Origin of the sequence: Gordonia sp. PDNC005 (assembly GCF_016919385.1) — a bacterium.
Taxonomy (GTDB): domain Bacteria; phylum Actinomycetota; class Actinomycetes; order Mycobacteriales; family Mycobacteriaceae; genus Gordonia.
Genome location: NZ_CP070351.1, coordinates 561948 through 588835 on the forward strand (window position 1 = coordinate 561948; position 26888 = coordinate 588835).

At 64.9% G+C, this 26888-nt stretch carries 26 protein-coding genes; 22 read left to right on the plus strand and 4 right to left on the minus strand.

Annotation, left to right across the window (positions count from 1 at the left end; translation table 11 throughout):
* Positions 1–68: 68 nt before the first annotated feature.
* Genes JVX90_RS02745 through JVX90_RS20520 form a run of 3 tightly spaced genes read right to left on the minus strand, consistent with a single transcriptional unit; the run spans position 69 to position 3674 of the window.
* Complete coding sequence (locus JVX90_RS02745; protein ID WP_240194028.1) at positions 69–2516, minus strand: glycosyl hydrolase family 65 protein; 2448 nt, start codon at positions 2514–2516, stop codon at positions 69–71.
* A gap of 10 nt (positions 2517–2526) precedes the next feature.
* Complete coding sequence (locus JVX90_RS02750) at positions 2527–3246, minus strand: beta-phosphoglucomutase family hydrolase (RefSeq protein ID WP_205330938.1); 720 nt, start codon at positions 3244–3246, stop codon at positions 2527–2529.
* Complete coding sequence (locus JVX90_RS20520) at positions 3222–3674, minus strand: hypothetical protein (protein WP_240194029.1); 453 nt, start codon at positions 3672–3674, stop codon at positions 3222–3224. Before JVX90_RS20520 ends, JVX90_RS02750 begins: the two co-directional genes overlap by 25 nt.
* A gap of 168 nt (positions 3675–3842) precedes the next feature.
* On the opposite strand from JVX90_RS20520, the gene JVX90_RS02760 reads away from it, so the two are divergent.
* The 5 genes from JVX90_RS02760 to JVX90_RS02780 are packed head-to-tail and all read left to right on the plus strand — an operon-like array spanning position 3843 to position 8562.
* A complete protein-coding gene (locus tag JVX90_RS02760) occupies positions 3843–4694 on the plus strand; it encodes a PhzF family phenazine biosynthesis protein (RefSeq protein WP_205330939.1) in 852 nt (283 codons plus the stop codon).
* A gap of 38 nt (positions 4695–4732) precedes the next feature.
* Positions 4733–5584, plus strand: coding sequence for a TatD family hydrolase (locus JVX90_RS02765; protein ID WP_240194030.1), 852 nt, complete (start codon positions 4733–4735; stop codon positions 5582–5584).
* 58 nt (positions 5585–5642) lie between these two features.
* Positions 5643–6755, plus strand: coding sequence for a resuscitation-promoting factor (locus JVX90_RS02770; protein ID WP_205330941.1), 1113 nt, complete (start codon positions 5643–5645; stop codon positions 6753–6755).
* Positions 6756–6772: 17 nt separating this feature from the next.
* On the plus strand, positions 6773–7648 hold the full coding sequence (rsmA, locus tag JVX90_RS02775) for a 16S rRNA (adenine(1518)-N(6)/adenine(1519)-N(6))-dimethyltransferase RsmA (protein WP_205330942.1): 876 nt from the start codon (positions 6773–6775) through the stop codon (positions 7646–7648).
* Positions 7645–8562, plus strand: a complete 918-nt coding sequence (locus tag JVX90_RS02780; protein WP_205330943.1) for a 4-(cytidine 5'-diphospho)-2-C-methyl-D-erythritol kinase — start codon at positions 7645–7647, stop codon at positions 8560–8562. Before rsmA ends, JVX90_RS02780 begins: the two co-directional genes overlap by 4 nt.
* An 11-nt stretch (positions 8563–8573) precedes the next feature.
* Here the strand turns inward: JVX90_RS02780 and JVX90_RS02785 are convergent, their stop codons facing one another.
* Entirely contained in the window at positions 8574–9128 is a 555-nt protein-coding gene (locus tag JVX90_RS02785; RefSeq protein ID WP_205330944.1) for a hypothetical protein, read from the minus strand.
* 951 nt (positions 9129–10079) lie between these two features.
* On the opposite strand from JVX90_RS02785, the gene JVX90_RS02790 reads away from it, so the two are divergent.
* From JVX90_RS02790 to JVX90_RS02870, 17 genes are all read left to right on the plus strand, one after another.
* A complete protein-coding gene (locus tag JVX90_RS02790) occupies positions 10080–11396 on the plus strand; it encodes an AarF/ABC1/UbiB kinase family protein (protein WP_240194031.1) in 1317 nt (438 codons plus the stop codon).
* Between the two features lie 105 nt (positions 11397–11501).
* Positions 11502–12509: an alpha/beta hydrolase fold domain-containing protein gene (locus tag JVX90_RS02795; RefSeq protein ID WP_205330946.1), complete on the plus strand. Its 1008-nt coding sequence runs from the start codon at positions 11502–11504 to the stop codon at positions 12507–12509.
* The gene (locus JVX90_RS02800; RefSeq protein WP_205330947.1) at positions 12506–13336 is read left to right on the plus strand and encodes an ABC transporter permease; all 831 of its coding nucleotides are present in this window, start codon (positions 12506–12508) and stop codon (positions 13334–13336) included. The genes JVX90_RS02795 and JVX90_RS02800 overlap by 4 nt, the downstream gene beginning before the upstream one ends.
* Positions 13336–14202, plus strand: coding sequence for an ABC transporter permease (locus tag JVX90_RS02805; protein ID WP_205330948.1), 867 nt, complete (start codon positions 13336–13338; stop codon positions 14200–14202). The genes JVX90_RS02800 and JVX90_RS02805 overlap by 1 nt, the downstream gene beginning before the upstream one ends.
* A 4-nt stretch (positions 14203–14206) precedes the next feature.
* Positions 14207–15259 (plus strand): MlaD family protein, encoded by a 1053-nt coding sequence (locus tag JVX90_RS02810; RefSeq protein WP_205330949.1) that lies wholly within the window; start codon positions 14207–14209, stop codon positions 15257–15259.
* Complete coding sequence (locus JVX90_RS02815; RefSeq protein WP_205330950.1) at positions 15256–16260, plus strand: MlaD family protein; 1005 nt, start codon at positions 15256–15258, stop codon at positions 16258–16260. The genes JVX90_RS02810 and JVX90_RS02815 overlap by 4 nt, the downstream gene beginning before the upstream one ends.
* Positions 16257–17294, plus strand: a complete 1038-nt coding sequence (locus JVX90_RS02820; RefSeq protein ID WP_205330951.1) for an MlaD family protein — start codon at positions 16257–16259, stop codon at positions 17292–17294. The genes JVX90_RS02815 and JVX90_RS02820 overlap by 4 nt, the downstream gene beginning before the upstream one ends.
* Before the next feature lies 1 nt (position 17295).
* Positions 17296–18429, plus strand: a complete 1134-nt coding sequence (locus tag JVX90_RS02825; RefSeq protein ID WP_205330952.1) for an MlaD family protein — start codon at positions 17296–17298, stop codon at positions 18427–18429.
* Positions 18426–19424: an MlaD family protein gene (locus JVX90_RS02830; RefSeq protein ID WP_205330953.1), complete on the plus strand. Its 999-nt coding sequence runs from the start codon at positions 18426–18428 to the stop codon at positions 19422–19424. The genes JVX90_RS02825 and JVX90_RS02830 overlap by 4 nt, the downstream gene beginning before the upstream one ends.
* The gene (locus JVX90_RS02835) at positions 19425–20378 is read left to right on the plus strand and encodes an MlaD family protein (RefSeq protein ID WP_205330954.1); all 954 of its coding nucleotides are present in this window, start codon (positions 19425–19427) and stop codon (positions 20376–20378) included. It abuts the gene before it with no gap.
* A 17-nt stretch (positions 20379–20395) separates the two neighbouring features.
* On the plus strand, positions 20396–21112 hold the full coding sequence (locus JVX90_RS02840; protein WP_205330955.1) for a hypothetical protein: 717 nt from the start codon (positions 20396–20398) through the stop codon (positions 21110–21112).
* A gap of 117 nt (positions 21113–21229) precedes the next feature.
* The gene (locus JVX90_RS02845; protein WP_205330956.1) at positions 21230–22810 is read left to right on the plus strand and encodes an NAD(P)/FAD-dependent oxidoreductase; all 1581 of its coding nucleotides are present in this window, start codon (positions 21230–21232) and stop codon (positions 22808–22810) included.
* The gene (locus JVX90_RS02850; protein WP_205330957.1) at positions 22807–23664 is read left to right on the plus strand and encodes an SDR family NAD(P)-dependent oxidoreductase; all 858 of its coding nucleotides are present in this window, start codon (positions 22807–22809) and stop codon (positions 23662–23664) included. The genes JVX90_RS02845 and JVX90_RS02850 overlap by 4 nt, the downstream gene beginning before the upstream one ends.
* Positions 23665–23676: 12 nt before the next feature.
* Positions 23677–25266: an NAD(P)/FAD-dependent oxidoreductase gene (locus tag JVX90_RS02855; protein WP_205330958.1), complete on the plus strand. Its 1590-nt coding sequence runs from the start codon at positions 23677–23679 to the stop codon at positions 25264–25266.
* Positions 25266–25598, plus strand: a complete 333-nt coding sequence (locus JVX90_RS02860) for a hypothetical protein (RefSeq protein ID WP_205330959.1) — start codon at positions 25266–25268, stop codon at positions 25596–25598. Before JVX90_RS02855 ends, JVX90_RS02860 begins: the two co-directional genes overlap by 1 nt.
* Entirely contained in the window at positions 25564–26268 is a 705-nt protein-coding gene (locus tag JVX90_RS02865) for a TetR/AcrR family transcriptional regulator (RefSeq protein ID WP_205330960.1), read from the plus strand. The genes JVX90_RS02860 and JVX90_RS02865 overlap by 35 nt, the downstream gene beginning before the upstream one ends.
* Positions 26265–26888 (plus strand): TetR/AcrR family transcriptional regulator, encoded by a 624-nt coding sequence (locus JVX90_RS02870; RefSeq protein WP_205330961.1) that lies wholly within the window; start codon positions 26265–26267, stop codon positions 26886–26888. Before JVX90_RS02865 ends, JVX90_RS02870 begins: the two co-directional genes overlap by 4 nt.

A 26888-nucleotide genomic window follows, 5' to 3' on the forward strand; every position in this document is an offset into this window, starting at 1 on the left:
ATGGCCGGAAAGTCACGCGGTGGCGTTGTACGTTCCCACCCCCGGCGTGACTTTCGCGGCACGACGGATCAGAGGGAGCGGCGGTAGGGCTCGCAGCCGGGGGGAGCGGACGGCGCCTGCTGAGGTGCTGGAGCTGGGATGCTCCGCCGAACGGGGACGTCGCCGAGGACGAACTTCTCGCCGTGATGCGCGAGTTCGATCGTCGGGCCCGACAGCAGTCGGTACGTCGCCGACTCGGCGTCGATCGCGACGACGATCCTCGACTCCCGGACCACCATGCGGAAGCTCATGTACGTGAGCTGTCGGGGGAGTTGAGGCGCGAACGTGATCGAGCCGCCGAAGTCGCGCATGCCGCCGAAGCCCGCGACACAGTCGGTCCACGCGCCCGCCAGAGCCGCGATGTGCAGACCCGACGACACATTGCTGTGCAGGTCGTGCAGGTCGGTGAACACAGACTCGCTCATCAGGTCGTACGCCAGGTCGAGGTAACCGACCTCTGCGGCGGTCACGGCCTCGCAGCACGCGGACAGCGACGAGTCGCGCACGGTGATCGGGTAGTAGTAGTCGAAGTTCTTGAGCTTCTGCTCGGGCGTGAATCGATCGCCGAACAGGTACATCGCGAACACGAGGTCGGCCTGCTTCACGACCTGCTTGCGATAGAGGTCGTAATACGGATAGTTCAGCAGCAGCGGGTATCGGCCGCGCGATCGTTCGAAGTCCCACGGGGCCAGCAGGGTGAAGGCCTCGGACTGCTGGTGGACGCCCAAGGCGTCGTCGTACGGCATGGTCATGTCGTCGGCGCACGACGTCCAGAGGGCCGTCTCGGCGGCGGTGACTCCGAGTTCGCGCGCGACCGCGGGCTGGCGTCCGACGGATGCCACCGCGTCGCGCAACGCCTGCTGGGCGGCGAGGTTGGTGAACATGTTGTTGTTCACGATCGCCGTGTACTCGTCGGGACCGGTGATGCCGTCGATGCGGAACTGCCCGTTGGCGTCGTGATGGCCGAGGCCTGCGAAGAAGCGGGCGATCTCAACGAGGAGTTCCACGCCGCACTCGACTTCGAACGCCTCGTCTCCGGTGGCGCGGATGTACTTGGCGGTGGCGTTCGCGATGTCGGCCGAGACGTGGACGCCCGCCGTTCCCGCAGGCCAATAGCCGGAACACTCGTCACCGTTGATGGAGCGCCACGGGAACATCGCGCCTGACTCGCCGAGCTCGGTGGCGCGAGCCTTCGCCTTGTCCATCGTGCCGTGTCGCCAGCGGAGTTCCTCACCGGCGGCGGCGGGCACCGTGTAGGTGAGCATCGGCATGATGAACGTCTCGGTGTCCCAGAAAGTGTGGCCGTCGTATCCGGGGCCGGTGAGTCCCTTCGCGGGGATGGCGCGGGACTGTCCGCGCGCACCGGCTTGCAGGACGTGGAACAGGGAGAACCGAACGGCCTGCTGCATTTCGGCGTCGCCGTCGAGTTCGATGTCGGCGTCGCGCCAGAAATCGGCGAGGTACGCGGCCTGCTCCTCCTTCAACGCGTCCCAGCCGGTCTCTCGAGCCATGGCGATCGCGGCGTCCACCTGTGCGCGGAGGGCGGGCACACTCCGGCGTGCCGACCACCCGTACCCGAGGAACTTCGTCAACACGATCTTGGTGCCCTGCGGCACGGTCGCGGCGACGGTGAGTCGTGCGAGGTCGCCGTCGGCGCGGATCGACGTGTCACCGCTTCCTGGGAGCTCGAGCTCGTGGTCCATCGCCGCGGCGACGGTCAACGCCGACTGGCGGGTGTGGTGGACCAGGACCGCCGAGTAGTCCTCGCTGTCGGCCAGGTCGGCGACGAGCGGCGCGTCCAACGCGGCGGCCAGACGCGGATCGTCCGCGGCCGACTTGCCGCCGGCGCCCGCCAGGGGTTCGTTGGCGAGAAGGTCGGACTGCAGCACCAGCTTCATGTCTTCGCCGATCGGCTCCACCTCGTAGCGGATGGCGGCGACGGTCCGCTTCGTGAACGAGACGAGGCGCTCCGACGTGATCCGGACAGTGCGGCCGGTGGGCGAGGTCCACATCGTCTCGCGCCGCAATGTGCCGGTCCGGAAGTCGAGGACCCGTTCGTGTTCGACGGTGCTGCCGTATCGGAGGTCCATCGGCTCGTCCTCGACGAGGAGGCGGATGATCTTGCCGTCGGTCACGTTGACGACGGTCTGGCCGGACTCGGGATAGCCGTAGCCGCTTTCTGCGTACGGCAGGTCCCTCAGTTCGTAGAAGCCGTTGAGATACGTGCCCGGGACATCAACCGGTTCGCCCTCCTCGAACGTGCCGCGCAGGCCGATGTGCCCGTTCGACAGCGCGAACAGGGCTTCGGTTCGGCCGATGGTGTCGATGTCGAACCCTCGCCACCGCAGTTCCCACGGGTGGACGTCGAACCCGTGGTCGGGACGGGTGCCGTGCGTGGGGACGTGCAGCGTGTCGGGGTGGCTGGAGGTGTCGCCGTGGGTGGTGTGCACGAGCCCGGCTGCGTTCGATTCGATCACGGGAGTCCCTTCAGTTCGTCAGGAGATCGTCGAGGTCGGCGACGACGATGGAGGCGCCTGCGGCGCGCATGGATTCGGCCTGGGACGACGACGCCGACGCGTCGCCCACCCTGTCGATACCGACGACGTAACCGAACGATCCGGCGTGACCTGCGGCGACACCGGAGATGGCGTCCTCGAAGACGGCCGCCTGTGCAGGTGCGACACCCATCAACTCTGCGCCCCTCAGGTACGAGTCGGGTGCGGGTTTGCCCCCGAGCCCTTCGTCGACGATCGTGTTGCCGTCCACCCGGTGCTCGACGTAGTCGGACAGGCCCGCGGCTTCGAGGACCTTCGCGCCGTTCTTCGACGACGTGACGACGGCGATCCGCAGACCCGCGGCGCGTGCTGCGTCGAGGTACCGGACCGATCCCGGATACGGGGTGACACCGTCTCGGTCGATCGCGGCGAGGAACTCGGCGTTCTTGGCGTCGGCGATCGCGGTGACTGTGGACTCGTCGGCGGTGATGGACCGCGACGCGAGGAACGCGCGCACGCCGTCGAGTCGAGGTCGCCCGTCCACATACTGCAGATAGTCGTCGGCGGTGAACGGGCCGGACGGATCACCCTGCGCGAGCAGGTACTCGTCGAAGGCGTTCTTCCACGCCGACTCATGCAGCACGGCGGTGGTCGTCAGAACGCCGTCGAGGTCGAACAGTGCAACGGTCACGTCATCGGGGAGGCCCAACATTGCCGCAACGCTACCCGGCAGAGCGCTACGGTGCCGGTTGACCCGGTGTTGATCGAGTTCGGGTGTCTGGAGTCGACAGTGCGGTGTGCCACCAGCAGTTCGATGCGCAGGCGTGCCTCGTCGCGTCGGTCGACCGGCCATCGAGCGAGGTATCGGGTCATCGAGTCGGGGAGTGCGGCGATGCCCGCGCGGACGATCTCACGGAACTCCGGCTTGAGCGCCGTCGCTTCGTCCCACGCCCGGAACAGTCCGTCGTTCGTGGCGAACCAGTCGAGTGCCCCGCTGACCCAGCCCGCAAACTCGATCTCGCCAAGCGCTGCGGCGCCGACGTGGTGCTCGAATCGGGTCCCGGAACCGCTCAAGAGACAAGAGCTCGCGTTGATGGAGGCGGCACTGCGCGAGGCGCTGGACGCAGGCTTCGTCGGCATGTCGTCTGAACCGCACCCTCCGACGCAGGGCTGCGATCCTCGCGGCGGTGGTCGACGTTGGGTCCCTCTCGGTCAAGTCGCACTGACCGTGGCCGATCCTGAACGTCTCGGTGAGACGTTGGAGCCTGCGTGGAGATCTTGCTCCAAGCACGACGGCACAATGAGCGAATGACTACTCGCACGAGGCCGTTCGATCAGGTGGACGTCTTCACCGACTCTCCGACACTCGGCAATCCAGTAGCCGTCGTCTTCGATGCCGACGACCTGTCCGACGCGCAGATGGCGGCCTTCGCGCGCTGGACCAATCTGTCGGAGACGACGTTTGTGCTGCGTCCCACCGATCCCGCGGCGGACTACCGCCTGCGAATCTTCACAACAACCGGCGAACTGCCGTTCGCAGGGCATCCGACGCTCGGGTCCGCTCACGCCTGGCGCGAGCGCGGCGGTGTGTCACGCCGAGAGCACATCGTGCAGGAGTGCGGCATCGGTCTGGTCGACATCAAGGAGGAGTCCGGCAGGCTCGCGTTCGCCGCGCCGCCGCTGACGCGATCCGGGCCGGTGGAACCCGAGGTGTTCACAACGGTCTGTCGTGGTCTGCGAGTCAGTCCCGACGAGGTGGTCGCCGCCGAGTGGATCGTCAACGGACCGCAGTGGATCGGTGTGGTGCTGCGCGACGGCGGCGCGGTCCTTCGCCTCGATCCCGACATGGGTGCGCTCGGCGATCTTGACGTCGGAGTCATCGGCGTCTGGCAGGCGGATCTTGCACGCGAGAAGGGCGCCGACGTCGAAGTCCGCGCGTTCGTTCCAGGCGACGGTGTGCCGGAGGATCCGGTGACGGGCAGCCTCAACGCCGGTTTTGCGGTCTGGCTGCGCAGGACGGGCACCCTTCCGGCGTCGTATGTCGCGGCGCAGGGGACACTGCTCCAGCGGTTCGGGCGCGTGCACGTCGTCGACGACGGGACACACATCTGGGTGGGCGGCGACAGCGTCACCGTCGTGTCGGGCACAGTGGTTCTGTGAGTTCAAACAAGGGTTCTGTGAGTTCAAGCAAGGGTTCTGTGAGTTCCAGCAAGAAGGACAAGCGTCGTCTGCCCCCGCCCGACCCGGAAACGTTGCCCGGCCTGATCGACGCGCACACACATCTGGCGGCGTGCGGCGGTCGGACGCCGGAGGCGGTGAAGGAGATCCTCGACCATGCGGAGGCGGTTGGCGTCTCCCACGTCGTGACGGTCGCCGACGACATGGTCGACGCCCGATGGGCGGTGCAGGCCGCGAAGTGGGATTCCCGGGCGTTCGCGGCAGTGGGACTGCATCCCACACACGCGGCCGACCTGAACGACGAGACGCGCGCCGAACTCGAGGAGATGCTGAACGACGAACGGGTCGTCGCCGTCGGAGAGACCGGCCTCGACTACTACTGGACCACTCGCTCCGAGGACTGCGCCGATCCGGCGACACAACGCGACGTGTTCGCCTGGCACATCGACGTGGCCAAGCGCACCGGCAAGGCGCTGATGATCCACAACCGGGACGCCGACCGGGACCTGCTCGACGTGCTGAAAGCCGAAGGCAGCCCGGACACGGTGGTGATGCACTGTTTCTCCGGGGACCGTCACATCGCCGCCGAATGCGTCGATCGCAACTACTACTTGAGCTTCTCGGGCACTGTGACCTTCACCAATTCCGATGAGTTGCGTGCGGCGGCGCACATCACGCCTGCCGAGCTCATGCTGGTGGAGACGGACGCACCGTTCTTGACGCCGCATCCCTACCGTGGCCAGCCCAATCAGTCGTATTGCGTGCCCTACACGGCACGTGCGCTGGCCGCGGTGAAGGGTCTCGACGACGGTGAGATGGCGGCGATTCTGGGCGCGAACGCACGCCGTGCGTACTCGTTGCCGTTGCGGTAACAGCAGTCTGTTCGTTACCGTATCGTGATCGAAGAATCACCCGTCAGGATGAATTAGCTTGTCTGCTTTCACGAGAATCAATCAGTCCACGTCGATGCGCGCCCGTCTCGCGGTCGCCGCCGTCACCACCACCGTCGCTGCGGGCGCGGTCACCGGTGCAGTGATGCACAAGGAAGTGACCCTCGCCGTCGACGGTGAGACGACCACTGTCAGCACCATGGCGTTCTCTGTCGAGGACGTCTTGCGTGACAACGGTGTCGACCCGGCAGCGGGAGATCTCGTCAGCGTTTCCCTGTCGAGCGCACCTCGGGACGATCAGACCATCGTCGTCGACCGCCTCAAGAAGGTCGAGCTGATGATCGACGGCAAGCGTGAGGTCGTCACGACCAACGCGTCCACCGTGCGCGGTGTTCTCGCCGAGAAGGGACTCGAGTCCAGCGCGGTCGACGGCAGCCTCGACGCACGACTGCCCGTCGACGGCGGCGACGTCGACGTGACGCTGCCCAAGCGGGTCGTCCTCACCGACGGAACCGACACGACCCGCCCGACGATCGCCGCGAAGACGGTCGGCGACCTGCTCGCTCGTGCTGGAAACCCGCTCGAGCCGACCGACACCGTCTTTCCCGCCGCAGGCACCCCGGTCAGCAAGGACATGACCATCAAGGTGACCCGTGTCCGCACCGAAGACGTGACGCTGGATGAGGACGTCGCGTCGCCGCAGGTGAAGAAGAAGGATCCGACCCTGATCTCGGGCCGCACAGTGGTGCTGAAGAAGGGCACGCCGGGCAAGGCCAAGGTCAAGTACTCGGTCACCACCCGAAACGGCAAGGTGATCAAGAAGGTCAAGCTCGACGAGCAGGTGTTGGTGGCCGCCACCCCGACCACCGTTCGGGTCGGCACGAAGCCGGGCGCGCCGTACGTGCCGTACGGCGTCTGGGACCGCCTCGCACAGTGCGAGTCGACCGGCAACTGGGCCATCAACAACGGCAACGGCTACTACGGCGGCATCCAGTTCGACCAGAACACCTGGGACCGCTGGGGAGGCCAGGAGTACGCTCCGCGCGCCGACCTCGCCACCCGTGAGGAACAGATCGCGATCGCGTCGAAGACGCAGGCCGCACAGGGCTGGGGCGCATGGCCGTCATGCACGTCTCAGCTGGGCATCCGCTGACGCCTATCCTTGGGGGTATGCAGAGTATCCCCCGACTCCTCGGTCCCGCCGAGATCCGCGCTTTGGCGGCGGAACTGGACGTCCGACCGACGAAGACGCTCGGGCAGAACTTCGTGCACGACGCCAACACGGTCCGCCGGATCGTCACGACGTCGGGTGTGGGTCCGGACGACGTGGTTCTCGAGGTGGGGCCGGGTCTGGGATCCCTGACCTTGGCACTGCTCGGCGTCGCAGGTCGTGTGGTCGCCGTTGAGATCGACCCGAAGTTGGCGGGGCGTCTTCCGCAGACGATCGGCGAGTTCGCGCCGGACGCCGCGTCGAACTTCGACGTCGTGACCGCCGACGCCCTCACCGTGACCCCTGACGACCTGCCGGTGACCCCGACCGCACTGGTCGCGAATCTGCCGTACAACGTCGCGGTGCCCGTACTCCTGCATCTGATGGCGGAGTTCCCCACTCTGCGCACGGCACTCGTGATGGTTCAGGCAGAGGTCGCGGATCGTCTCGCCGCCACACCGGGCGGGCGCATCTACGGCGTGCCGAGTGTCAAAGCGCGCTACTACGGCGATGTGACGCGCGCCGGCGCCATCGGAAAACACGTGTTCTGGCCGGCGCCGAAGATCGAGTCCGGACTCGTCCGGATCGAGCGCACGGATCCCTATGGTCACGACGCGGACCATAGGCGTCGGACGTTCGCCGCCATCGACGCCGCGTTCTCTCAGCGTCGGAAGACGATGCGGTCTGCGCTCGCGACCTGGGCGGGCAGCCCTGCGCGCGCCGAAGAGCTCCTCCGCAGCGCGAACATCGACCCGAGCATCCGTGGGGAACGGCTCGAAGTCGACGACTTCGTGCGTCTGGCCGAATCGGCTCAGACGGCGGAGACCGGCCGGTGATCGGCGGGGCGACCGCGAGGGTCCCCGCCAAGATCAACTTGCATCTCGGTGTCGGGCCGCTGCGTGACGACGGCTTCCACGAACTCTCGACGCTCTTCTGTGCGTTGTCGATGTACGACGATGTAACGATCCGACCGTCCGACGAGCTCACACTGACAGTCACCGGTGAGAACCGCCGCGAGGTCCCGGCGGACGCCACCAACCTCGCTGCGCGCGCGGTCATCGCACTCGCGGAACGGACCGGGAACGATCCAGCTGTCGCGATCGCCATCGACAAGCACATCCCTGTCGCAGGTGGGATGGCGGGTGGGTCTGCCGACGCCGCGGGTGCACTCCTGGCCGCAGCGCGGCTGTGGCGCGCTGATCTGCCGCGCACCGAGCTCCTGGAGATCGCCGCCGAGTTGGGTTCCGACGTGCCGTTCTCTTTGACCGGCGGTGCGGCACTCGGTACCGGCCGCGGGGAGAAGCTGCTCCCGGTCCTTCATCGCGGAGAGTTCCACTGGGTTCTCGCCGTCTCCGGCACGGGACTGTCGACGCCAGCGGTGTACCGCGAACTGGATCGTCTCCGAGTCGACGGAGAGCGCACCACCGACGCCGGGACTCGGCGACCCGACGAGCTGATGGTCGCGATGGCTTCGGGCGACGTGCACGCAGTCGCGCCACTGCTTCACAACGACCTGCAGCCCGCCGCACTGTCGCTGCAGCCGATGCTGCGGCGGACGCTCCGAGCCGGTGCGGAGGCGGGTGCGCTCGCAGGGATCGTCTCCGGTTCGGGCCCCACCTGCGCATTCCTGTGCGCGGACGCCGACTCGGCCGTCAGCGTTGCGGCGGAGCTGTCCGGTTCCGGCGTTGCGAAGGCGGTGCGGACCGCGTCCGGCCCCGTCGCCGGCGCACGGCTAGTCCCGCAGACCTGACGACTGTCCGATCAGAATTCCGACTTCAAGAAGAAGGTGATGACCGGTCGGACGAACACTGCGGTCCACCGGAGAGGTAAGAAGCCGATGAATCGTGGCTGAATCGCCAGCGAGTAGGTAACTCTGCTCGAAGATTCGTTGACGGGTGCGACCGTCAGGCGCTCAGCGAACGATTTCACTACGACGGGTATCGAGATCGCCGATCCGAGCGTAGTGATCGAGGACCGGTTCGACTGCTCGACTACCTCTGCTGTCGCGGCGATGATCCCGTGGTAGGTCCGTGTGACGCCGACGACTGTCGGTCCGTTGAGCACCGGCCCGATGGACACGATCGGACCGTCGAGTATCTGCTGCCAGGCGGCGTCGACAGATCGTCGGACATCGAATTCGACGGTGGCCGCCCATGCGGCGTCGCGGTCGATGAAACGCGCGGTGTCAGCGGGCGCTGACAATGAGAATCGGCGCGGGCCTTTCTCCCCGGCAGACAGAGCCGCGAGCGTGAGCACACCGATCAAAGCGGCTGCGGCGACCGCGACGACGATAATCACAATGGTCGATGTAGACATGAGCGTCCTATCCGTAGGGTGGTGCCGCCGACTGGCTGTCGGCCTTCCGTCCGGCTCCGAAGGGCCGAACCGATCCCGTTCACATTAATGGAACTGATGTATCATGTCACTAATATGACAGCAATCATGAGGAGGCGGCCAATGACGGGGATCCGACACGACGAGACCGCGGTTGAAGGCCCGGCCGTGGCGTATCGCATCGACCTGCCCGGGCAGATCCGAGCCGCGACACTCGTGCGACGGATGGACAAGATCGTGGCGGGTTCGTCGGTCGACGCGGCTTCGAGGCGTTCGCGCACAGTGGTCTCCATCGCTGATTGCGGCACGACTCTGGTGTGTGATCAGCGTTTCATCGCTTATCGTGGTCGCTTCCGAACGGTGTCGTGTGTCGTGTCTGAATACTGTGCGGATCAGCTGGTCCGACAGGGCGACGCGCGTGTGATGGGGCAGTGGCCGGCGGGTCGGTCGGCTGACTTGGGGCGGAGTCTCCTCGGACTCGTTCAGGGGTTCGCCATTGCGGACGAGTTCGTTTCCGAGCGCCCAGCCGGGATCGCCGGCCCTCGTGTCGACCTTGCTCAGCGATCTCCGTCAGTCGTGTCGGTCCGCACTCCGACACGGCGATTCGTCGAAGGCGTGCGTCGCGACGTGGTCCCGATCGAGATGCGCGCAAGTGCGTCGTTAGGCGGGCGTAGGCGGATTCGTCCTCGCCGGCCATACGCGGTGTTGTACGTGGATCCGGCGGCTGAGCCTTGTCGGGCGGGGTCGCGACTGGTGGGCGCGACCTTCTCGATCAGGGGCTTAGGCAACGGAGAGAACGGTTATCTTGAACTCGACAATTGAGTGCGATCGGCGTTGAAACTGTGGTCAGAGTGTGCGGTGGCTCAGGGGGTTGTGGTGGCTGGACCTAGCGGACGTGGTGCTCGCCTTCGTCGGGGTGGGCGACTCGGGGGTGTGGCGGCTCGGCATGCCGTGCGAGTCGCTGCAGGCGCGGCGGCTGCGCGATTCCGTACCGATGAGGAGATCGACGCCGCGCGGGACCGCGCTGCTCTGGATCTTGCGGACGACATCGTCTCGGTTGTTGGAGGAATGCGCGGTGCCGCACACAAACTCGGTCAGCTGATGGCGGTCATCGACGTCGGGATCGCCTCGCGCGGCGCCCGTGAAGAGTTCAGCCGTCGACTTGAGCCCCTTTTCGCAGCGACACCGCCGTGGAACGAGCGAACCATGATGCGGGCCTTGTCGAGCTCGCTCGGTGCACGTCGTGCCGACATCGTCGACCTCTCGGGTCCGATTGCGGCGGCTTCGATAGGGCAGGTCTATCGCGGCACACTGGCCGACGGCCGTGACGTGGCCGTCAAGGTGAAGTACCCGGACGTCGACATGATGGTCCGGGCCGACTTCAAGAATCTCGCACTGTTCAGCCGCATGCTTGCGAAGTACGTTCCCGCCGACAATGTGGAGAATCTAGTCGACGAGGTCCGTCGACAGATTCTGAACGAGCTCGACTTTCACGCAGAGTGTGCGTCGCAGCGTGAGTTCGCGGCACGGTTCGCTGGTCATCCCGGATTCTGTGTGCCCGACGCTGTTCCTGAACTGTGTACCGGCGATGTCCTGGTCACGGAGTTCGTCGACGGGATGACATTCGACGATGCGTGTTCGCTCGACCAGAACTCACGGGATCGGATCGGTGAGGCGGTGTACCGCTTCTACTGCGCGGAGATGTTTACGAGCGGGAAGTTCTCCGCTGATCCGCATCCCGGCAACATGATCGTGATGCCAGACGGGCGAGTCGCGTTCCTGGACTTCGGTTTGACGGTAGAGCTGTCGGCCGACGAACTGGCTGTCGAGAGGTCTGTGTTGGCGGCGATCCTGGACGGCGATTTCGACGAGATGTATCGCGTGATCGTCGGGTCGGGGTTCATCACGGATCCACAGCGGCTCACTCAGCAACAGCTGGTCGACTACGTGTTGGGCGCGGTCGGTTGGCATGTAGTTGATGGCCGCCGGACGATCAGTGCGACGGTCGCGAGGCGTGCGGCCACTGCTGCGCTGTCGCCCGCCGGTGGCCACATCGGGAACATGGGTCGCCAATCGATGGTGGAAGGCCACGGGTTCGGGCGGCGCAACGAACTGGCCACGGTGGCGCTGCTTGGGCGGTTGAACGCTACCGGTCCCTGGTCGGACATCGCGCGCGAAGTTCTGGGCCTAGCCGGTCCGGCGACTTCGATGGGCGCGGCCATTGAGGAGTGGACAGCTGCTCGCTCCTGAGCGGCTGCCATTCGATTGGTGAACGAGTCATGCGAAAGTCTAGACAATTAACCGAATGGTGTGTCAGTCTACAAAAGAACGAACGTTCCGTGAAGGGGAGAGACGATGCGTAGTCAAGGGGCGAAGGGCGATCCGACGGTGTGGACGTACCCGGGTCAGAGTGCAGGTGCGCGGCTCGTCGCCGCGGCTGCGCGGATCTTCGTGCGGCCGGTCATCAGCGTGTGGGCGAGGGTCCCGTTCGCGCCGTGGCCATACTCGTTGCTCGAACTCTTCGCCGTGCTGCTGCGACCCGTGGGCGGGGTCCGCCGTACTCGCGTCGACCTCGCACACTGCGTCGCCGAGCGGACCTCCTCGGAAACAGGAGGGCGCGAAGACTCGGCAATCCTGTATCTCCACGGCGGAGCCTTCCTCGTCGGGGGTGTGAAGAGCCACCGGCGACTCGTCTCTCGGATCGTGCGCAACACCGGGATTCCGGCGTTGGCCGTCGCCTATCGACAGTTGTCCGACGGTGCATCCGTCAGCACATCGCTCAGCGACTGCATGGAAGGGCTCCGAGCGCTTCTCGCGAGTGGCGTCCCGATCGACCGGATCGTTGTTGTCGGTGATTCCGCAGGGGGGTATCTGGCACTCAACGTTGCTCTGGAAGCACGTCGATCCGGGCTCGGCCTGGTGGGTGGCATCGGAGCGATGTCGCCGATAGTCGACCTCGATCCGGCGACAAAACTGACTGGTCCCGGACCCGAACTCGATCGCGACGCGTTGTTTCCGCCGCGGGCCCTGACTGCGATATGGGCGTCGATACAGCGCGCCGAGAACGAACCGGACGCATGTGTCAAATTGCGGGATTTCATCGGACTCACCTCGACTGAACTCGCAGCTCTGCCGCCCCTGCTGATCCAGGCCGGGTCCGACGAGATCCTCCTGCCCGATGCGAAAGCCCTCGTCGTATATTCTGCGGCGGCAGGTGGCGACGCTCGGCTCGAGATCTACCCGGGTCAGGTGCATGTCTTTCAAGCAGCAGCGGACGTCATTCCCGAAGGCAAGGTGGCGATCAACCGGATGTCGGCGCACATCGCCCAGGTGCTGGACCGTTCTGGAAGTGTCGCTGCGTGACCGGGCTCGCAGTCCGGTTGTTCGATCGGGCCGACGAGTACGTCCAGAAGACGGTGGTCGACTCGCTCGCGACGTTTGGGCGCAGCGTTCAACTCGCCGTCGCCGTCGGAGTGTCAGGCGTCGTTGATGCAGCGCGTGGACGATTTCCTTGGCGTGACTTCGCGTCGTTGACCTGGTTCATCATCACGGTCACCGCCACGCCCACGATCCTCGTGTCGATTCCTTTCGGCGTGATCGTATCGATCCAGGTGGGCAGTCTCACCCAGCAAGTCGGCGCGACGTCGGTGTCTGGTGCAGCTGGCGGACTCGGAGTCATACAGCAGGGTGCCCCGATGGTCGCGGCGTTGCTCCTCGGTGGCGCCGCGGGTGCCGCGGTGGCGTCAGACCTCGGTGCCAGGGTGATGCGCGAAGAGCTCGACGCTCTTCGGACGATGGGCATCGACCCGGTACGTCGACTGGTTGCTCCCCGGGTGGCCGCGATGCTGGTCGTCGCGCCGCTCATCTGTTTTCTCACGATTGTCATGGGTCTGTCGACCGGCTATCTGGTCGCTGTGACGATGCAGGGTGTCGCGCCGGGCTCGTTTCTGACGTCGTTCGCCTCGTTCGCCTCGTTCAGCGATATAGGGATCGCAGTCGCAAAGTCAGTGGTGTTCGCCTTCGTGGTCGCGATCGTCGCCTGCCAGCGAGGTTTGGAGACGGGGCACGGCGCAAAAGCGGTAGCCGACTCGGTCAATGCGAGCGTGGTGATCGGCGTCGTCGCCTCGTTCGCCTTGAACTTGGCGATCACACAGGTCACCACCATGTTCTTTCCCCCGAGAGTGTTGTGATGGCGTCCCGATACTCGCCGCCGGGCCTCGGCACGGTGGCCCGCGTGTCACGGACTGTGACTGCCGCCCCGCTCAACGGATTAGCACTTGTCGGTCACCAGGCGTACTTCGTGGTGCAGGTCTTCCGGTCGCTTCCGACCGCTCTGACGAGGTATCGCAAACAGGTCCTCGTCCACATCGGATCGATTACGTTCGGGAACGGATCTGTGATCGTCGGCGGCGGAATGCTCGGCGTTCTGCTGTTCCTCGGATTGGCAGTCGGCGGTACGGTCGGCATCCAGGGTTTCGCATTGCTCGACATGGTGAACATGGGGCCATTGACCGGTTTCGTCTCCGGGTACGCGACCACGCGCGAGCTCGGGCCGTTGATCGCCGCAGTCGGCTTCGCTGCGCAGGTCGGCTGCAGGATCACTGCCGAGGTGGGCGCAATGCGGATGTCGGAGGAGATCGACGCCCTCGAGGCGTCGGCGATTCGACCGATTCCGTTTGTCGTCTCTTCGCGTGTTGTCGCGGGTGTCCTGACGATCGTTCCGCTCTATCTGATGACACTGATGGCTGCATACATTGCATGCGAGGTCCTGGTCTCGGTGTTGCATCAGCAATCCAGTGGGACATACGGCCACTATTTCGAATCGTTCGTCCAACCGGCCGACGTCGCGTATTCGATTGTCAAGGTCGTCGTTTTCGCGATCGCGATCGTGTTGATCCACAGCTATCAGGGCTACTACGCAATGGGTGGGCCGGAAGGTGTGGGTATTGCGGCTGGGCGCGCGATCCGAGCGAGCTTGATCGTGGTGGTGTCGCTCGACATGATTCTGACCATTCTGCTCTGGGGCTTCGACTCCAGCGTCCGGGTCTCGGGGTGATCCGATGGCACTGTGGATCGATCCGGCCGGCCGCGAGCCGAGCGTGCCCGCCCTGCGAGTCATCGGCCTGGGGATGACGGTCGTCCTCGTCGCGGTGGGATCACTGCTCGGATTCTGGTCGACTGGCGGCTTCGCCGACAGGCCTCACCTGATACTGGTCACCGACCGAGTGGGCGACGGGTTGGCCGTTGGAGCCGACGTCAAATATCGCGGATATCGGATCGGGAGCGTCGATTCGATTGAGGTGCAGCGCGACGGCGGACAACGAGTCGATCTCGCCATAGATCCAGGACAGTTCGGCGGCGTCACCGTGGATGTGGTCCCGGCATACTTCGCGCCGAACATGTTCGCAGGGACCGGCGTCGAGTTGGTCCCGACCGGACATAACCCTCGACCGGTTCGCGACGGACAAGAGCTGAGGGTGGCAGGCAGCAGCACGTCGCTGGGGACCCTGACGAGTGTGCTCGGCCGGGCCGGGCGACTGACCTCGACACTAGGTGATCCCGCGGTCTACGGGTCGGTGGACACCCTGCTGCGATACTCGGCACCCGGAGTCCACGCGATAGGCGACGTGATGCCGCTGCTTCGGCAGATCGTGGCGGACCAACGAATGACGCTGACCGAGGCGATGTCCGATCTGACTGCCAAGCTCGACGCGATCGGCCCGGCTGTGCTGCCTGCACTGCGGGTGGTCGACGGCGCACTGGACCACGCGGCGTATCTCGATCAGCCCAACGGTCTGCGTGATGTGCGAGGTGCCGTCGACGGGCTGAGCAAACGTCTCGTGGTGCCGCTCGGGGACATCCTGGGGCGCAATCAGAAGCCCCTGCTCGCCCTCATCAACCTCGGCCTCGATCTCGGGGTTCCGGTGGTCATGTCGCTTGGCACCGCCCCTCAGGCCTACGCGAAGCTCACATCGCTGATTCGAGCGACAGGCGACGCGTTCGCGGTCCAGGACGACTCAAAGGTGAGACTGCTTGTGGAGGTGCTCTTGGCTGACGCCCCGCAGATCACGACACCGCTCTTGTCGACGACAGTACGAGGGGGACGACGATGAAGTCAGCACGCAGGGCGACGTTTCTCGTGATGGCGTTTGTCATGGTCATCGGCGCCGCGATGTATGTAGTGGTGAGAGTAATGGTGGAGCCGGTGCCCGGCGACAAGGACCGATACACCGCGATGTTCACCGACGTGTCCGGTCTTTTCGACGGCGACGCGGTTCGACTCGCCGGTGTCGCAGTCGGAAAGGTCGAGTCCATCGATCTGGACGGAGGGGCAGCACGCGTCGCATTCACTGTCGTGCGTGAGCATCGCCTCGACGACAACTCAGTGATCGCCGTCCGCTACCAGAACCTTCTGGGTCAGCACTACCTCGAGGTGGTTCGCCGGCCGAAGCCTGGAGGCCCGCAGGACACGGCGCACACGATCCCGGTGGCGCGCACCGTGCCGTCGTTCGACGTCACCGACCTCTTCAACAGCGTCCTGCCGCTGATCAACGATGTGGATCCGGGAGTCTTGAACACGTTCGCCGAGAACATCGGCTTGCTCCTCCAAGGAGACGGCCGCGGGCTCGCCCCGGCAGCGAATGCCGTCAAGTCGATTCTGAGCACGGTCAACCGACGAGACGTAGTGATCATTGCGATGATCGACAATCTGAACCGTCTGGCCGACCAGATCGGCGGACGATCCGGCGACGTCGGGAGACTGGTTGAGCAACTCAATGCGTCGATCAGCAGATTCACTACCAACGTCGAGGTCGTCAAGGAATCGCTCTCATACGGAGATCGAGTCCTCGTTCCATTCGTCGACCTGCTCGAGACGATGCAGGGGAGTTATGACGACAACTTTGGCCCGCTCGACGCATTCTTCCGACGGGTGGTGCCGTTCACACCTCAGATTCTTGACGCGCTTGGAGCGATTCCGGGTCTGCTCTCTTCGATCGCAGGAATGGACGCGAGGGCGGCGTCGGCTACGTTCAGCTGTCGGAACGGTCGGCTCGACCTACCGGTGATCACCCGTGTCCTGATCGGTGGCCGAGACGTGGTGGTGTGCCGATGAACGATCGGACTGCAGCGGAGCTGGTCCGCGACGTCATCGGGCTGGGACGTCCGAGGGACGACGTTGAGGCGCGACGCAACCAGATCGGGCTCGGTCTCGTCGCCGTCGCCGTCGTGTCGATTGTGGCGCTGGCGCTCGGCTACTTGTACCTCCGGCCCGTCGGCTACCGCCAGTACTCGGCGTGGTTCGTCAACTCTTCCGGTGTTCGGAGCGGGGACCAGGTCAGGGTCGCCGGCATCACTGTCGGCAGGGTGGACTCGCTCGAGATCGAAGGCGATCACGTACGAGTCGGATTCAGCGTGAAGCGAGACGTCGAGATCGGAGCGGACACGTCGATAGCAGTGAAGTTGTTGACCCCGGTAGGCGGGCGATTCTTGCAGGTGGCGCCACAGGGAGACCGTCCACTCGGCGGTGGAGTGATTCCGCCGGAGCGAGTCACCGGAACCTACGACCTGTCGACCGTGCTCGAGCACGCGACGCCGAAGGCCGCGGCGCTACAGGGCCAGAAACTGCGGGAGATGATCGTGAGCATCCGCGAGGGGATGGATGCTCAGCCGATGCTCGGTCGTGATCTCCTGGACGCCACCGACGACCTCACCACCAAGTTGGCCGCTCGATCGGATCGGCTGCACAACGCTCTGGCGGTGTCCGACGAGTACGTCCGTGCGACAGCGGGGGATCGCGAGATCCTGTTCACACTCGTCGCGAGCCTTGGCCGGATCGGCACTGAACTCGGAGTGCGGCACGCTCAGGTTCGACGAGTGTTCAATCTTCTGAAGCGTTTGTTCCTCTTCCTGGAGAGGCCGATCGTCGCCTACTCGCAGTCGATCGAGCCGGTGGTCAATGACCTCGAAGCGATCCTGGACCGCGTAGAGCCGAGCGTTGCGAGGGTGGAGGCCAGCGTGGCGAGTGTGGAGGGGGCGCTCGCGACGGTAGATCGTCTCGTGAGTGGCGACGGCGTGCACATCGACCAGCGGGACTCCGTTGTCACCGGAATGAACCTGTGCGTTCCCACAGCGGAACGGGGGTGCTGAGATGGCCACGGCCCACGAGACGAACACGGAGTCGGCCAGGCGTCGGCGACATCTACTCGCGTACGTGGGAATCTGCTTGATCGGGTCGATTATCGCCGCGGTAGCAGTCATCGTGTTGTGGAAGCCGGTGAGCAGACAACTCTTGACGCGGCCCATGTGTGCCGACTTCACGGACTCAGTCGGTCTCTATGTTGGGAATCAGGTTGCGCTCATGGGACTGTCCGTTGGGCGGGTCGAGTCGATCGAACCCCGCGACGGGGGCGTTCGCGTACGGATGGCCGTCGAACGTGACCTGAAACTTCCCGTCGATGTCGGAGCAGTCGTCATCGACAGTTCGATCGTTGCGGACCGCCGGGTGGAGTTCTCGGCTCCCTATCGGTCCGGTCCGTTGTTCGACGGTCGACAGTGCATCCCGGTCGGTCGAACAAAAACCCCCAGGGGAGTCAGCGAAGGGTTCGCCGCTGCGGACCGACTGCTCACCGACGTGCTCGGGCCCGACGCGAACCTGCCGAGCTTGGGCCGAACGGACGACCTTGCTCAGGTGATGAAGGGTGTGGATCGAAACTTCGGCGGAGCTGAGAACGAGGTGGTCCGCATCTTGCAGAGAATGGTGGCTGCCCAGGGGGATCCGCAGCAAGCCGACGCTCAGATCCGACGCCTGCTCGAGAACAGCGAGACCTTGATGGCCGAGGCGAGCAGTCGGTGGCCCGATCTGGCACGGGTGATCGCGACGATCGACGACTCCGGCAGAGCTCTGACGGGGTTCTCGCAAGAGTTTGCCGGTGCCCTCGCTTCCGCAGTACGTTTCGTCCCGGTTCTGGGCCGAAACATGGCCAGGTACGGCGACAGGATTCTGTCCCTTCTCGATCTGGTGACGCCGTGGGTTCGGCTGCTGGCGCCGTTCGCGACTCGACTAGCGCAAGCCGTGGCGCAGCTCCCGGGTCTGGCCGCGGCGACGGATTCGCTGTTCGACCCGGTGACGGGGGCGTTGCGTGCGCGTTGGACTCCGCCGGTCGTCTCTGTTCCGCGCCACGCGGCGCCAGGGGTGTGCGCGGTCCTCGGGCAGAGTCCGGACTGTGCTTCGAAGGCGAAAGCCGGCGAAGGTCTGATCTCGATGATTCTGGCGGCGTCATGAGGGCATTACGACGTATCGCGTCGATCACGTTGGTAGCTGCAGTCCTGTCGACTGTCGGGTGTGCCGCCGTCACCGGGGGTGCGGACCGCTCGACCACGTACCGGATCGCCATCGAGTTCAGCAATGTCCTCAACATTCCCTCGGGCGCCCGTGTGCTGGTGGACGGCGTGCGGTCGGGGATGCTCGCCGACGTGACACTGCGCGGTGACCGGGCGATCGCCGACGTGGACATCGACCGGGACGTCCGACTGACGACGAACACCCGGGCAGAGTTGCGTCAGGAGACTTTGCTCGGCGATCTGTACATCGCGCTTTCCACCCGGCGCGGCTCGGCGACCGACGCGACACTTGTGGACGGTGGCCGAATACCGCTCAGTCAGACGTCGCCTCCGGACAATGTCGAGACGGTGATGCTGAGCGTGTCGCAGTTTCTGAACGGCGGTCTGATCGGTCGGATTCAGACGTCGCTCGCAGAAGTGAACGCCGCATTGCCGTCGGACAAGGGCGAGCTGTCGGCCCTCACCAAGAATGCGGCGAGACAGCTCATCGAGTTGGCTCACAACGCTGACCGGCTCGATCGAGTGATCGTTCGCGGCTCCAGCATCGTTCGCACTCTCGCGGACAACCGCGAGACGATCGAGCGGGCGTTCACCGTCGGGCCCCGTCGGTTCGGAAAGATGCAGGACATGTTCCTGTCGCTCGTCGGCTTGATATCTGACCTGCGCATACTGACGAAGCCTGGCACCGCACTGCTCGCGGAACCGACCTATTCCGATGTCAAAGCGATGTTGTCGACCGTCGACCCGTGGCTCATGGAGATCGCCAATTCGGACCGGTCCCTCGGCGTGAACGCCGTAGCCGTACGCGATCTGATCACGCGGCGGATCGTCCCCTTTCTCTCCGGTGGAGGCGAGATCGACTTCACCCGGACCACCGACCTTCAAGGGCGCGCGTCCGCGCTTACCGATGTGCTGCGCGGAATCGGGGTGGTGTGAATGACCATGGGAAAGGGTTTGCTGGGTTGTGGGGTGTTGATCGGGGTGTTGCTCGTCACGGTGTCGTACATAGCGGTCGGGGTCCTGGGCATTGATCCCCGAGAACAGACGTACTCGGTGACTGTGACCATGAACCAGACGTCAGGGCTGATGGCCACCTCGCCGGTCGCGATGCACGGCATGGAGATCGGCGACGTCGACTCGATATCGACGGGCACGAGGGGCGTCACGGTGAGGCTCCGCATCAATGAGCGATACCGGGTCCCTGCTTCGAGCCGCGCGATCGTTCAGAACCTGTCTGCCGCAGGTGAGCAGTACCTGGACTTCCGGCCAGCCGGTTCTGCCGGCCCGTATCTGTCCGACGGCGCCACAATCCCGGTGTCGCAGGTCGACGACGCACCGACGATCGGCTCGGTGCTGTCCAAGGTGGACCGACTCGCTGAGCTGATCGATCCCGACGTGGTCATTCGGTTGGGCGCGATGCTCAAAGCCGTGACTGCCGACGAATCGGTGTTGGCGGAAGCCGCATCGACCGTTGATCTGATGCGGGCGACAGTGCGCGACAAGACTCCGATCATCAGCAGCATGTTTCGCCTGGGACAGGAGTTCGACCGTCGGATCATGGCAATGGACGGCCCAGGGCGGTTGGCGCCGGTGGGCGCGACCCTGGAACGGCTCGAGCCGGCTTTGAATTCAGTGCTGTCCGAACTCGGCGCGTTCGGCGCGATGAGCGCGAGGACGGATGCGTGGAACGGTCAGATCGGTCCGTTCATGGACGGGCTGCTGACGAGGCTGTCGGTGGTGGTGCCCGAGTTCGGCGATATCGCGGCAGCGCTTTTGCCGGTGACCGGGCAACTCCGAGGGATTCGAGTCGACGCAAACGCGTTCACCGACCTATGGGGTCGTGCGTTTCCGCCGGGTGGCCCGATGCGTGTGGAAGTGACAGTCCGATGAGTGAGGAGGAAGGCGTCGTGATGGTTGAAGATGTACAGATGGCGGCGATCGAAGACAAAGTGGCGACCGAGGGTGTGCCCGTCCCGGACAAACGGCCGTCGAAGAAGTCCCGACTCCGCGAGGAGGCGGCGCAGGCGCGCGCGGAGGTCAGCCGATGGCGGGGTGTATCGATCGGCGTGAGTGTCCTGGCGGCCATTCTGCTTGTCGCACTGGCCGCCGTCACCTGGAACCGGATGTCGACGGCGCAGGAGTTGGCCGACACTCGTGCTTCGGCGCAGTCCGGACGGGACGATCTGGCCGCAGCCGCCGGCGCGGCGAACGCCTACGCGAAGAAGTCGTTGACGATCGACTCCACACGCGCCCGTGAATACGTGAAGGGGCTCGCGGAGGGGACCACCTCATCGTTCGGAAAGACGTTCGACCTTACGGCGCAAGGTGCCGGGACGCTCACTCTCGAACTGATCCAGCAGCTCAAGATGCAGTCGACCGGGGAGATCGCGTACACGCATTTCGACGGAGACGTGGACGCGCCGCCCGGCGACGGTCAGCCGTGGAACTTCGTGGTCACCGCCAAGCAGACCGCGACGACGGTGCAGCAGCCTGAGCGCACCACTTCGGCTGTCATCCTGCGGGTGGTCGTCGTGCGCATGGATGGTCGGTGGTTGGTGTCGAGCTTTGCTCCCGACCCGAAGATCCAGGTGGATCAGGGCGCGGTCGTGCCAGGCCCGAAGTAGGTCCCACAGACGGATGTTCGGCAACGAAGCAAGGCTCTTGAATTAATGGAACTGATGTGTCAGTCTCAGTGTGTTGGACAAGTTCCCAGTGAGTCGGATCAATCGAATGGAATAGGCATGGCAACACCGAATCGTCATCTGGTCGCCGTCATCGGTGCGGGCCCAGGCGGCATCTGCGCGTCGGTCCTGTTGAAGAAGCAAGGGATCGAGGACTTCGTCATCATCGACCAGGGGGACGATTTCGGCGGGAGTTGGCGGGACAATCACTACCCGGGGCTTGGTGTCGACGTTCCGGGATTCACATACCAGTACTCCTTCGCCAGGAACCCGGACTGGACGCGGATGTTTCCCACCGGGCCCGAGGTGCACAGGTACCACTGCGACGTGGCGAAACGTTTCGATCTGAACAGTCACGCGAGGTGGGGAAGGAGGGTGGCGCGCGAAGAATGGGATGACGCGCTGCAGACCTGGGCCCTGCATCTGCACACGGGCGAGGTCATCTACGCGAAATACGTCATCTCGGCGATCGGCGCCTACCTGCGCGCCAAGGAAGATCCGGGAATTCCCGGCTATCGTGACTTCGAGGGCCGTGTTCTCCGCCCGAACGCCTGGGACCATGAATATTCGCTGGAGGGCAAGCGCGTCGGCGTGATCGGCACGGGTGCGAGCTCAGTCCAGATCACGCCCGCCATCGCACCCCAGGTCGACCACCTGGACGTTTACCAACGAACACCGGTGTGGGCACTGCCGAAGCCGGATTTCGCGATGAATCGACTCATGCGAGCCGGAATGCGGATGCCCGGCGTGGGCCCGTTGCTGAGTGCGATCGCAAACGTTGTGGTCGAAATCGGTCTGCGCATCGTTTACCAGACTCCGCGGTCGATCTTCAGATTCGGGGCGCCGGTCTTCGATCGCGTCGCGCGCGCCGTCTACCGTCGCTATCTGCGGGCCGTGGTCGACAGTGATGACGACCGGTCGGCGCTCATGCCCGGCTACGGACTGCTGGGCAAGCGCCCCACTCTGTCCAACCGGTTCCTGCAGGCGTTCAACAGGCCGAACGTCGGGCTCATCGACGCGCCTATCGACAAGATCGTCTCCAACGGAGTCGTGACCGTCGACGGCACGCTCCGGGAGTATGACGCCCTGGTGATGGCTACCGGCTACCACCTGTTCTCGGACCCGGAGAGTTACCTCGAAGGAACCGTCGTCGGACGCGACGGCTTCGACCTCGGGATCTTCTACAACACCGAACGCCTGCAGGCGTATCAGTCGGTGGCGGTGCCGCGGCTCCCGAACCGTTGGATGCTCGTCGGGCCGTACTCCTGGATCGGCACGGGGTGGCACGAGCTGGTCGAGATCTCTTCGACCCACGCGGTGAACGTCATCGCGGCGACCGAGGCGCAAGGTGGAGAGTCGGTCGAAGTGACCGAGAAGGCGCACGACGACTATCACCGCATGATTCGGCGTAATGACGAGAACATCGACTACTACTTCACGACGGTCAACGCCGGGCTCCGGACGTACTACGTCAACTCGGCCGGCGACATGCCGTACATCCGCCCGACCAGCCTGTTCGGCGCACGTCGACAGAGCCGCAACGTCGACATGTCGGCGTATCGGATCACCCGCAGACGTCCGTCCCCCACGACGGCAGTGATCGACGGTGTCGATCGGGACAACACGGAGGTGTCGGCATGAAGTTCACGCCTTTCCCCCTGGACGGGACCGTCTCCGTTGTGACCGGCGGGGCCAGGGGCATAGGTCTGGCGATCGCCCAACGCTTGGCGCGTGAGGGTGCGCAGGTGGTGATCGTCGACCTGGACGCGAAGGCCGCAGAAGTCGCGGCGCGGCGCATCGTGGGTGGCAATGCCGTCGGGATGAGCGTCGACGTGGGTGACCGAGCCGCGTTCGCGGTGCTCATCGATGAGATCGAGACGTCGATCGGACCGATCGACGTGCTCGTCAACAACGCGGGGATCATGCCCGTCGGTGCTCTCGTCGACGAGGAGGACGGCGTCGCCGAAGCCGCGATGCGAGTCAACTTCTGGGCGCACTACAACTCGTACCGGACCTTGGCTCCGCGGATGGTCGCGCGAGGCCGCGGACACTTCATCAACGTGACGTCGGCGGCCGGCGGTATCCACTCTCCGGGCCTCGCGACGTATGTCGCGACCAAGCACGCGGCAACAGGATTTGCGCGGAGCGCGCGAGAAGAGCTTCTCGGTACCGGCGTCACCATCAGCGTCGTGATGCCCTCGGCGGTCAAGACCGAACTCGTGGACGGCATTCGTTTCAGCTGGTGGGAGCGGTTGGGAATCATCTCGCCGGATAGGGTCGCGCGGCGTGCGTTCGCCACGCTCCGGCGGCGACCGGCCGTGGTCGGGGCACCCGCAGGCACGGTCCCGCTCCTCCGGTTGCATCCCCTCGTCCCCGAACCGCTCTGGCTGCTCGGCCGCAAGGCGGTCGGCGCGGATCGGACGCTCGAACCGATCGACCGGGTCGCGCGAGCGGCCTACGACGGACGCATCGAACAACAGGTCACACATGATTGAGGGAGTAAACGAATGGTGAGAAAGAAGAAGCGGACCACTGTGCCGGATTCGGGTCCTCGGCCCGATCATGAGGTGATCGTGATCGGTGCGGGCTTCGGCGGGCTCGGCATGGCGATTGCACTCGCGAAGGCGGGCATCGACGACTTCGTCGTGCTCGACCGTGCGGACGGAGTCGGCGGCACCTGGTACGCCAACACCTACCCTGATGTGGCCGTCGACGTCCCCGGCATCGTCTACCAGTTCTCATTCGCGAAGAACCCCGGGTGGACACGAACGTTTCCGAAGGGCGCCGAGGTCAGGCAGTACATCGACGACTTGGTCGTCGAATACCGGCTGGCCGGCCACCTCCGTCTTCGCCACGACGTGATCCTGCGCGAGTGGGACGAGTCCGAACAGCTCTGGCATGTCGGACTCGCCGACGGCCGAACCCTCAAGGCGCGTTTTGTCGTCAGTGCGATCGGTGCATTCGTAGAACCGCGACTGCCGGACATTCCGGGACTCGATGACTTCGAAGGTCAGGTGATCCAGACCCAGCGGTGGGACCACGAGTACAACTTCGAGGGCAAACGCGCCGCTGTGATCGGGACCGGTGCGACGTCGGTACAGCTGGTACCCGCCCTCGCCGATCAGGTCGAGCATCTCGACGTCTATCAACGACGTGCAATCTGGGTGTTCGCGAAACCGGACTTCACGATTCCGCAGTTCATCCGGACCGCCTTCCGGGTCGCGCCGTTCCTGCAGACCCTGGTTCGAGGTGTGGTCGCGGCCGCAGTCGAGGTGGGACTCGTCGGGATCACCGTCTACGGCAAACAGGTCGCGCCTCTGACGCTGATCCCGAACTGGGCCTGCCGCGCCTTCCTGTTCAGCCAGGTGCGTGATCGAAACCTGCGCAAGAGCCTGACCCCGACGTATGGGTTCGGGTGCAAGCGGCCGAGTGTGTCGAACGTCTACTACAAGACCTTCACTCGTGAGGACGTCGACCTGGTCACCGACCCGATCGAGCGAATAACCCCGACTGGGATCCGGACCCGGTCGGGAGCCGAACGTCGGATCGACGTTCTGGTGCTGGCCACGGGATTCGAGATGTCGCAGAGCCCGGCACCGTATCGCTGGCGTCCAGTGCGCGGACGGAACGGCTTCGACCTCGCAGACTTCTACGAGAACAACCGGGCGAAGGCGTTTGAGGGCGTGTGCATGCCAGGGCTCCCCAATCACTTCATGGTGTTCGGACCGTTCGCTTGGAGCGGGAGCAGTTGGCACGTGATGGTCGAGAACGCCATGCGGATCACCACCCGGGTGATCTCCGAATGCCGATCGCGCGGTGCCAGCTCGGTGGCAGTCACCGACGAGGCGAACGACGCGTTCTTCGACTTCATCTCCGAACGTGGCAAGGAGACTCTCATGCATGGACGTTCGTGCGTCGACGCCAACTCCTACTACATCGACAAGCACGGCGACTTCGGCTTCCTGAGGCCGACCACGGCGTACCAGTCGACGCGTGCGAGCAGGCGGCTCGACATGAACGATTTCGCCTTCCAATACGGCCCGGAGTCACAGGCTCCGGCCGAGGAGACCGACCGGCGAGAGTCGGTGATCGGGTGATGAGATCGGCGGCTGCGACGACGGCGCGCAAGGTGAAGGTGAAGAAGGTCGCGGACGCCGGATCACGAGTGTCCGGGGTGGTCATCGCTGCTTCCGGGGTGGCGCACTTCATCCTTCCGTCTGTGTTCGTGTTCATCTCCCGGTGGCTGTTTCCGAAGGATACGAAGACGATGGTGCGGATCAACGGTGCCGCCGAGACCGTCATCGGCGTGGCCATCGTCAACCGCCGCACCAGGGTCTGGGGATTCCTCGGTCTGCTGGGGTACACCGCGTACCTAGGGGATAGAGTGGTTCGCGATGTCATCAGACGAATCGGGGTCTCCCGTCGATAGTCGGCCCGCCCGCCGAGGCCGACCTAAATCAGTCGGCCTCGGCGAGCGTCGACGTGCCGAACTCACGGAGGCGGCTTACGAGGTCTTCTCCGAGTTCGGATACGACGAGGCATCTGTCAGCGACATCGCCAAACGTGCGGGAATGGGGCAAGGGACCCTTTACCGGTACGTTGAGGGAAAGCGTGAGCTCCTGGATCTCGTCGTCGACCTATGCATCGATCGGCTGATGGGCGCCATAGCGGTCGACGAACTCTACGACGCTGTTCGAGGGTCAGATCCGGCGGTCGCGGGCCGGATCTTTCGAGATGTCGGCGACCGCCTGTACCGACTGGTTGACGATGACCCGCGACTGCTGAAGATACTGACAGCTCAGGTCAGTGCTGTTGATCGGGAGTTCCGGTATCGAGTGACAGGCTTGTACAACACGATCGACGGCGCCATCACACGATTGATCGGCGACGTTAGCGAGCGCGGGTGGCTGACGATCGCCCAGGATCAGGCACCGGTGCTCGCAAGGATAGCTCCGTCCATGGGCATGCCGGGGCTGCTGCTTGTTCTCACGGGCGACCGGGATACGCCGGCACGTCGTGCGTCGTATCTCGACACCGCCGTCCGGATTGAGCGCCAGGGAATGCTCAAGCGTCCCGCAGAGCCGGAGCCCCAGACATGACGGCGATCCGCACGCGCTCGGACGAACTGCTCGACGCGGCGCTGTCAGAGTTCGTCGCCGTCGGCTACGCGACGACTGGTGTCAAAGAGATCACGGCGGCCGCGGGCGTCAGCCACGGGACGTTCTACAACTACTTCGAGAACCGTCGCCAGATGCTGGCAGTCCTGGTGGAGCGCGAGTTCACCGATTTCTTCGCCTTGCTCGACGGTGTTGTGGCAGAGCTTCCGCGGCCTCTCACGGAGGACTCGCTTCGGGACGCGATGACGGTCGCGACGCGAGGAGTCCTCGAATTGGTGGCGCGTCGCACCGACTCGCTGCGTTTCATCCTCATCGACGTCCCAGGGGTGGACCAGGACGCGTTGGACGGTCATCTCGAGCTGTTCCGTCGCATGTCCGCCCGTTTCGAGGCGATCGTGACCGCCGGCGTCGAGGACGGGATCGTCGAGCCGACCTTGGATCTCGAGTACACCGGTCAGGCATGGACCTCGTGCGTGCTCGGCGCCATTGCGCCGATCGTCATAGACGACCGAGAGACAGCGGACGCTGCAACCACGTCCGCTGTCATCGTCGACTTCTTGTTGTACGGATCGCCGACCGGGGCCGAGGCTCTCCGCGGCTGA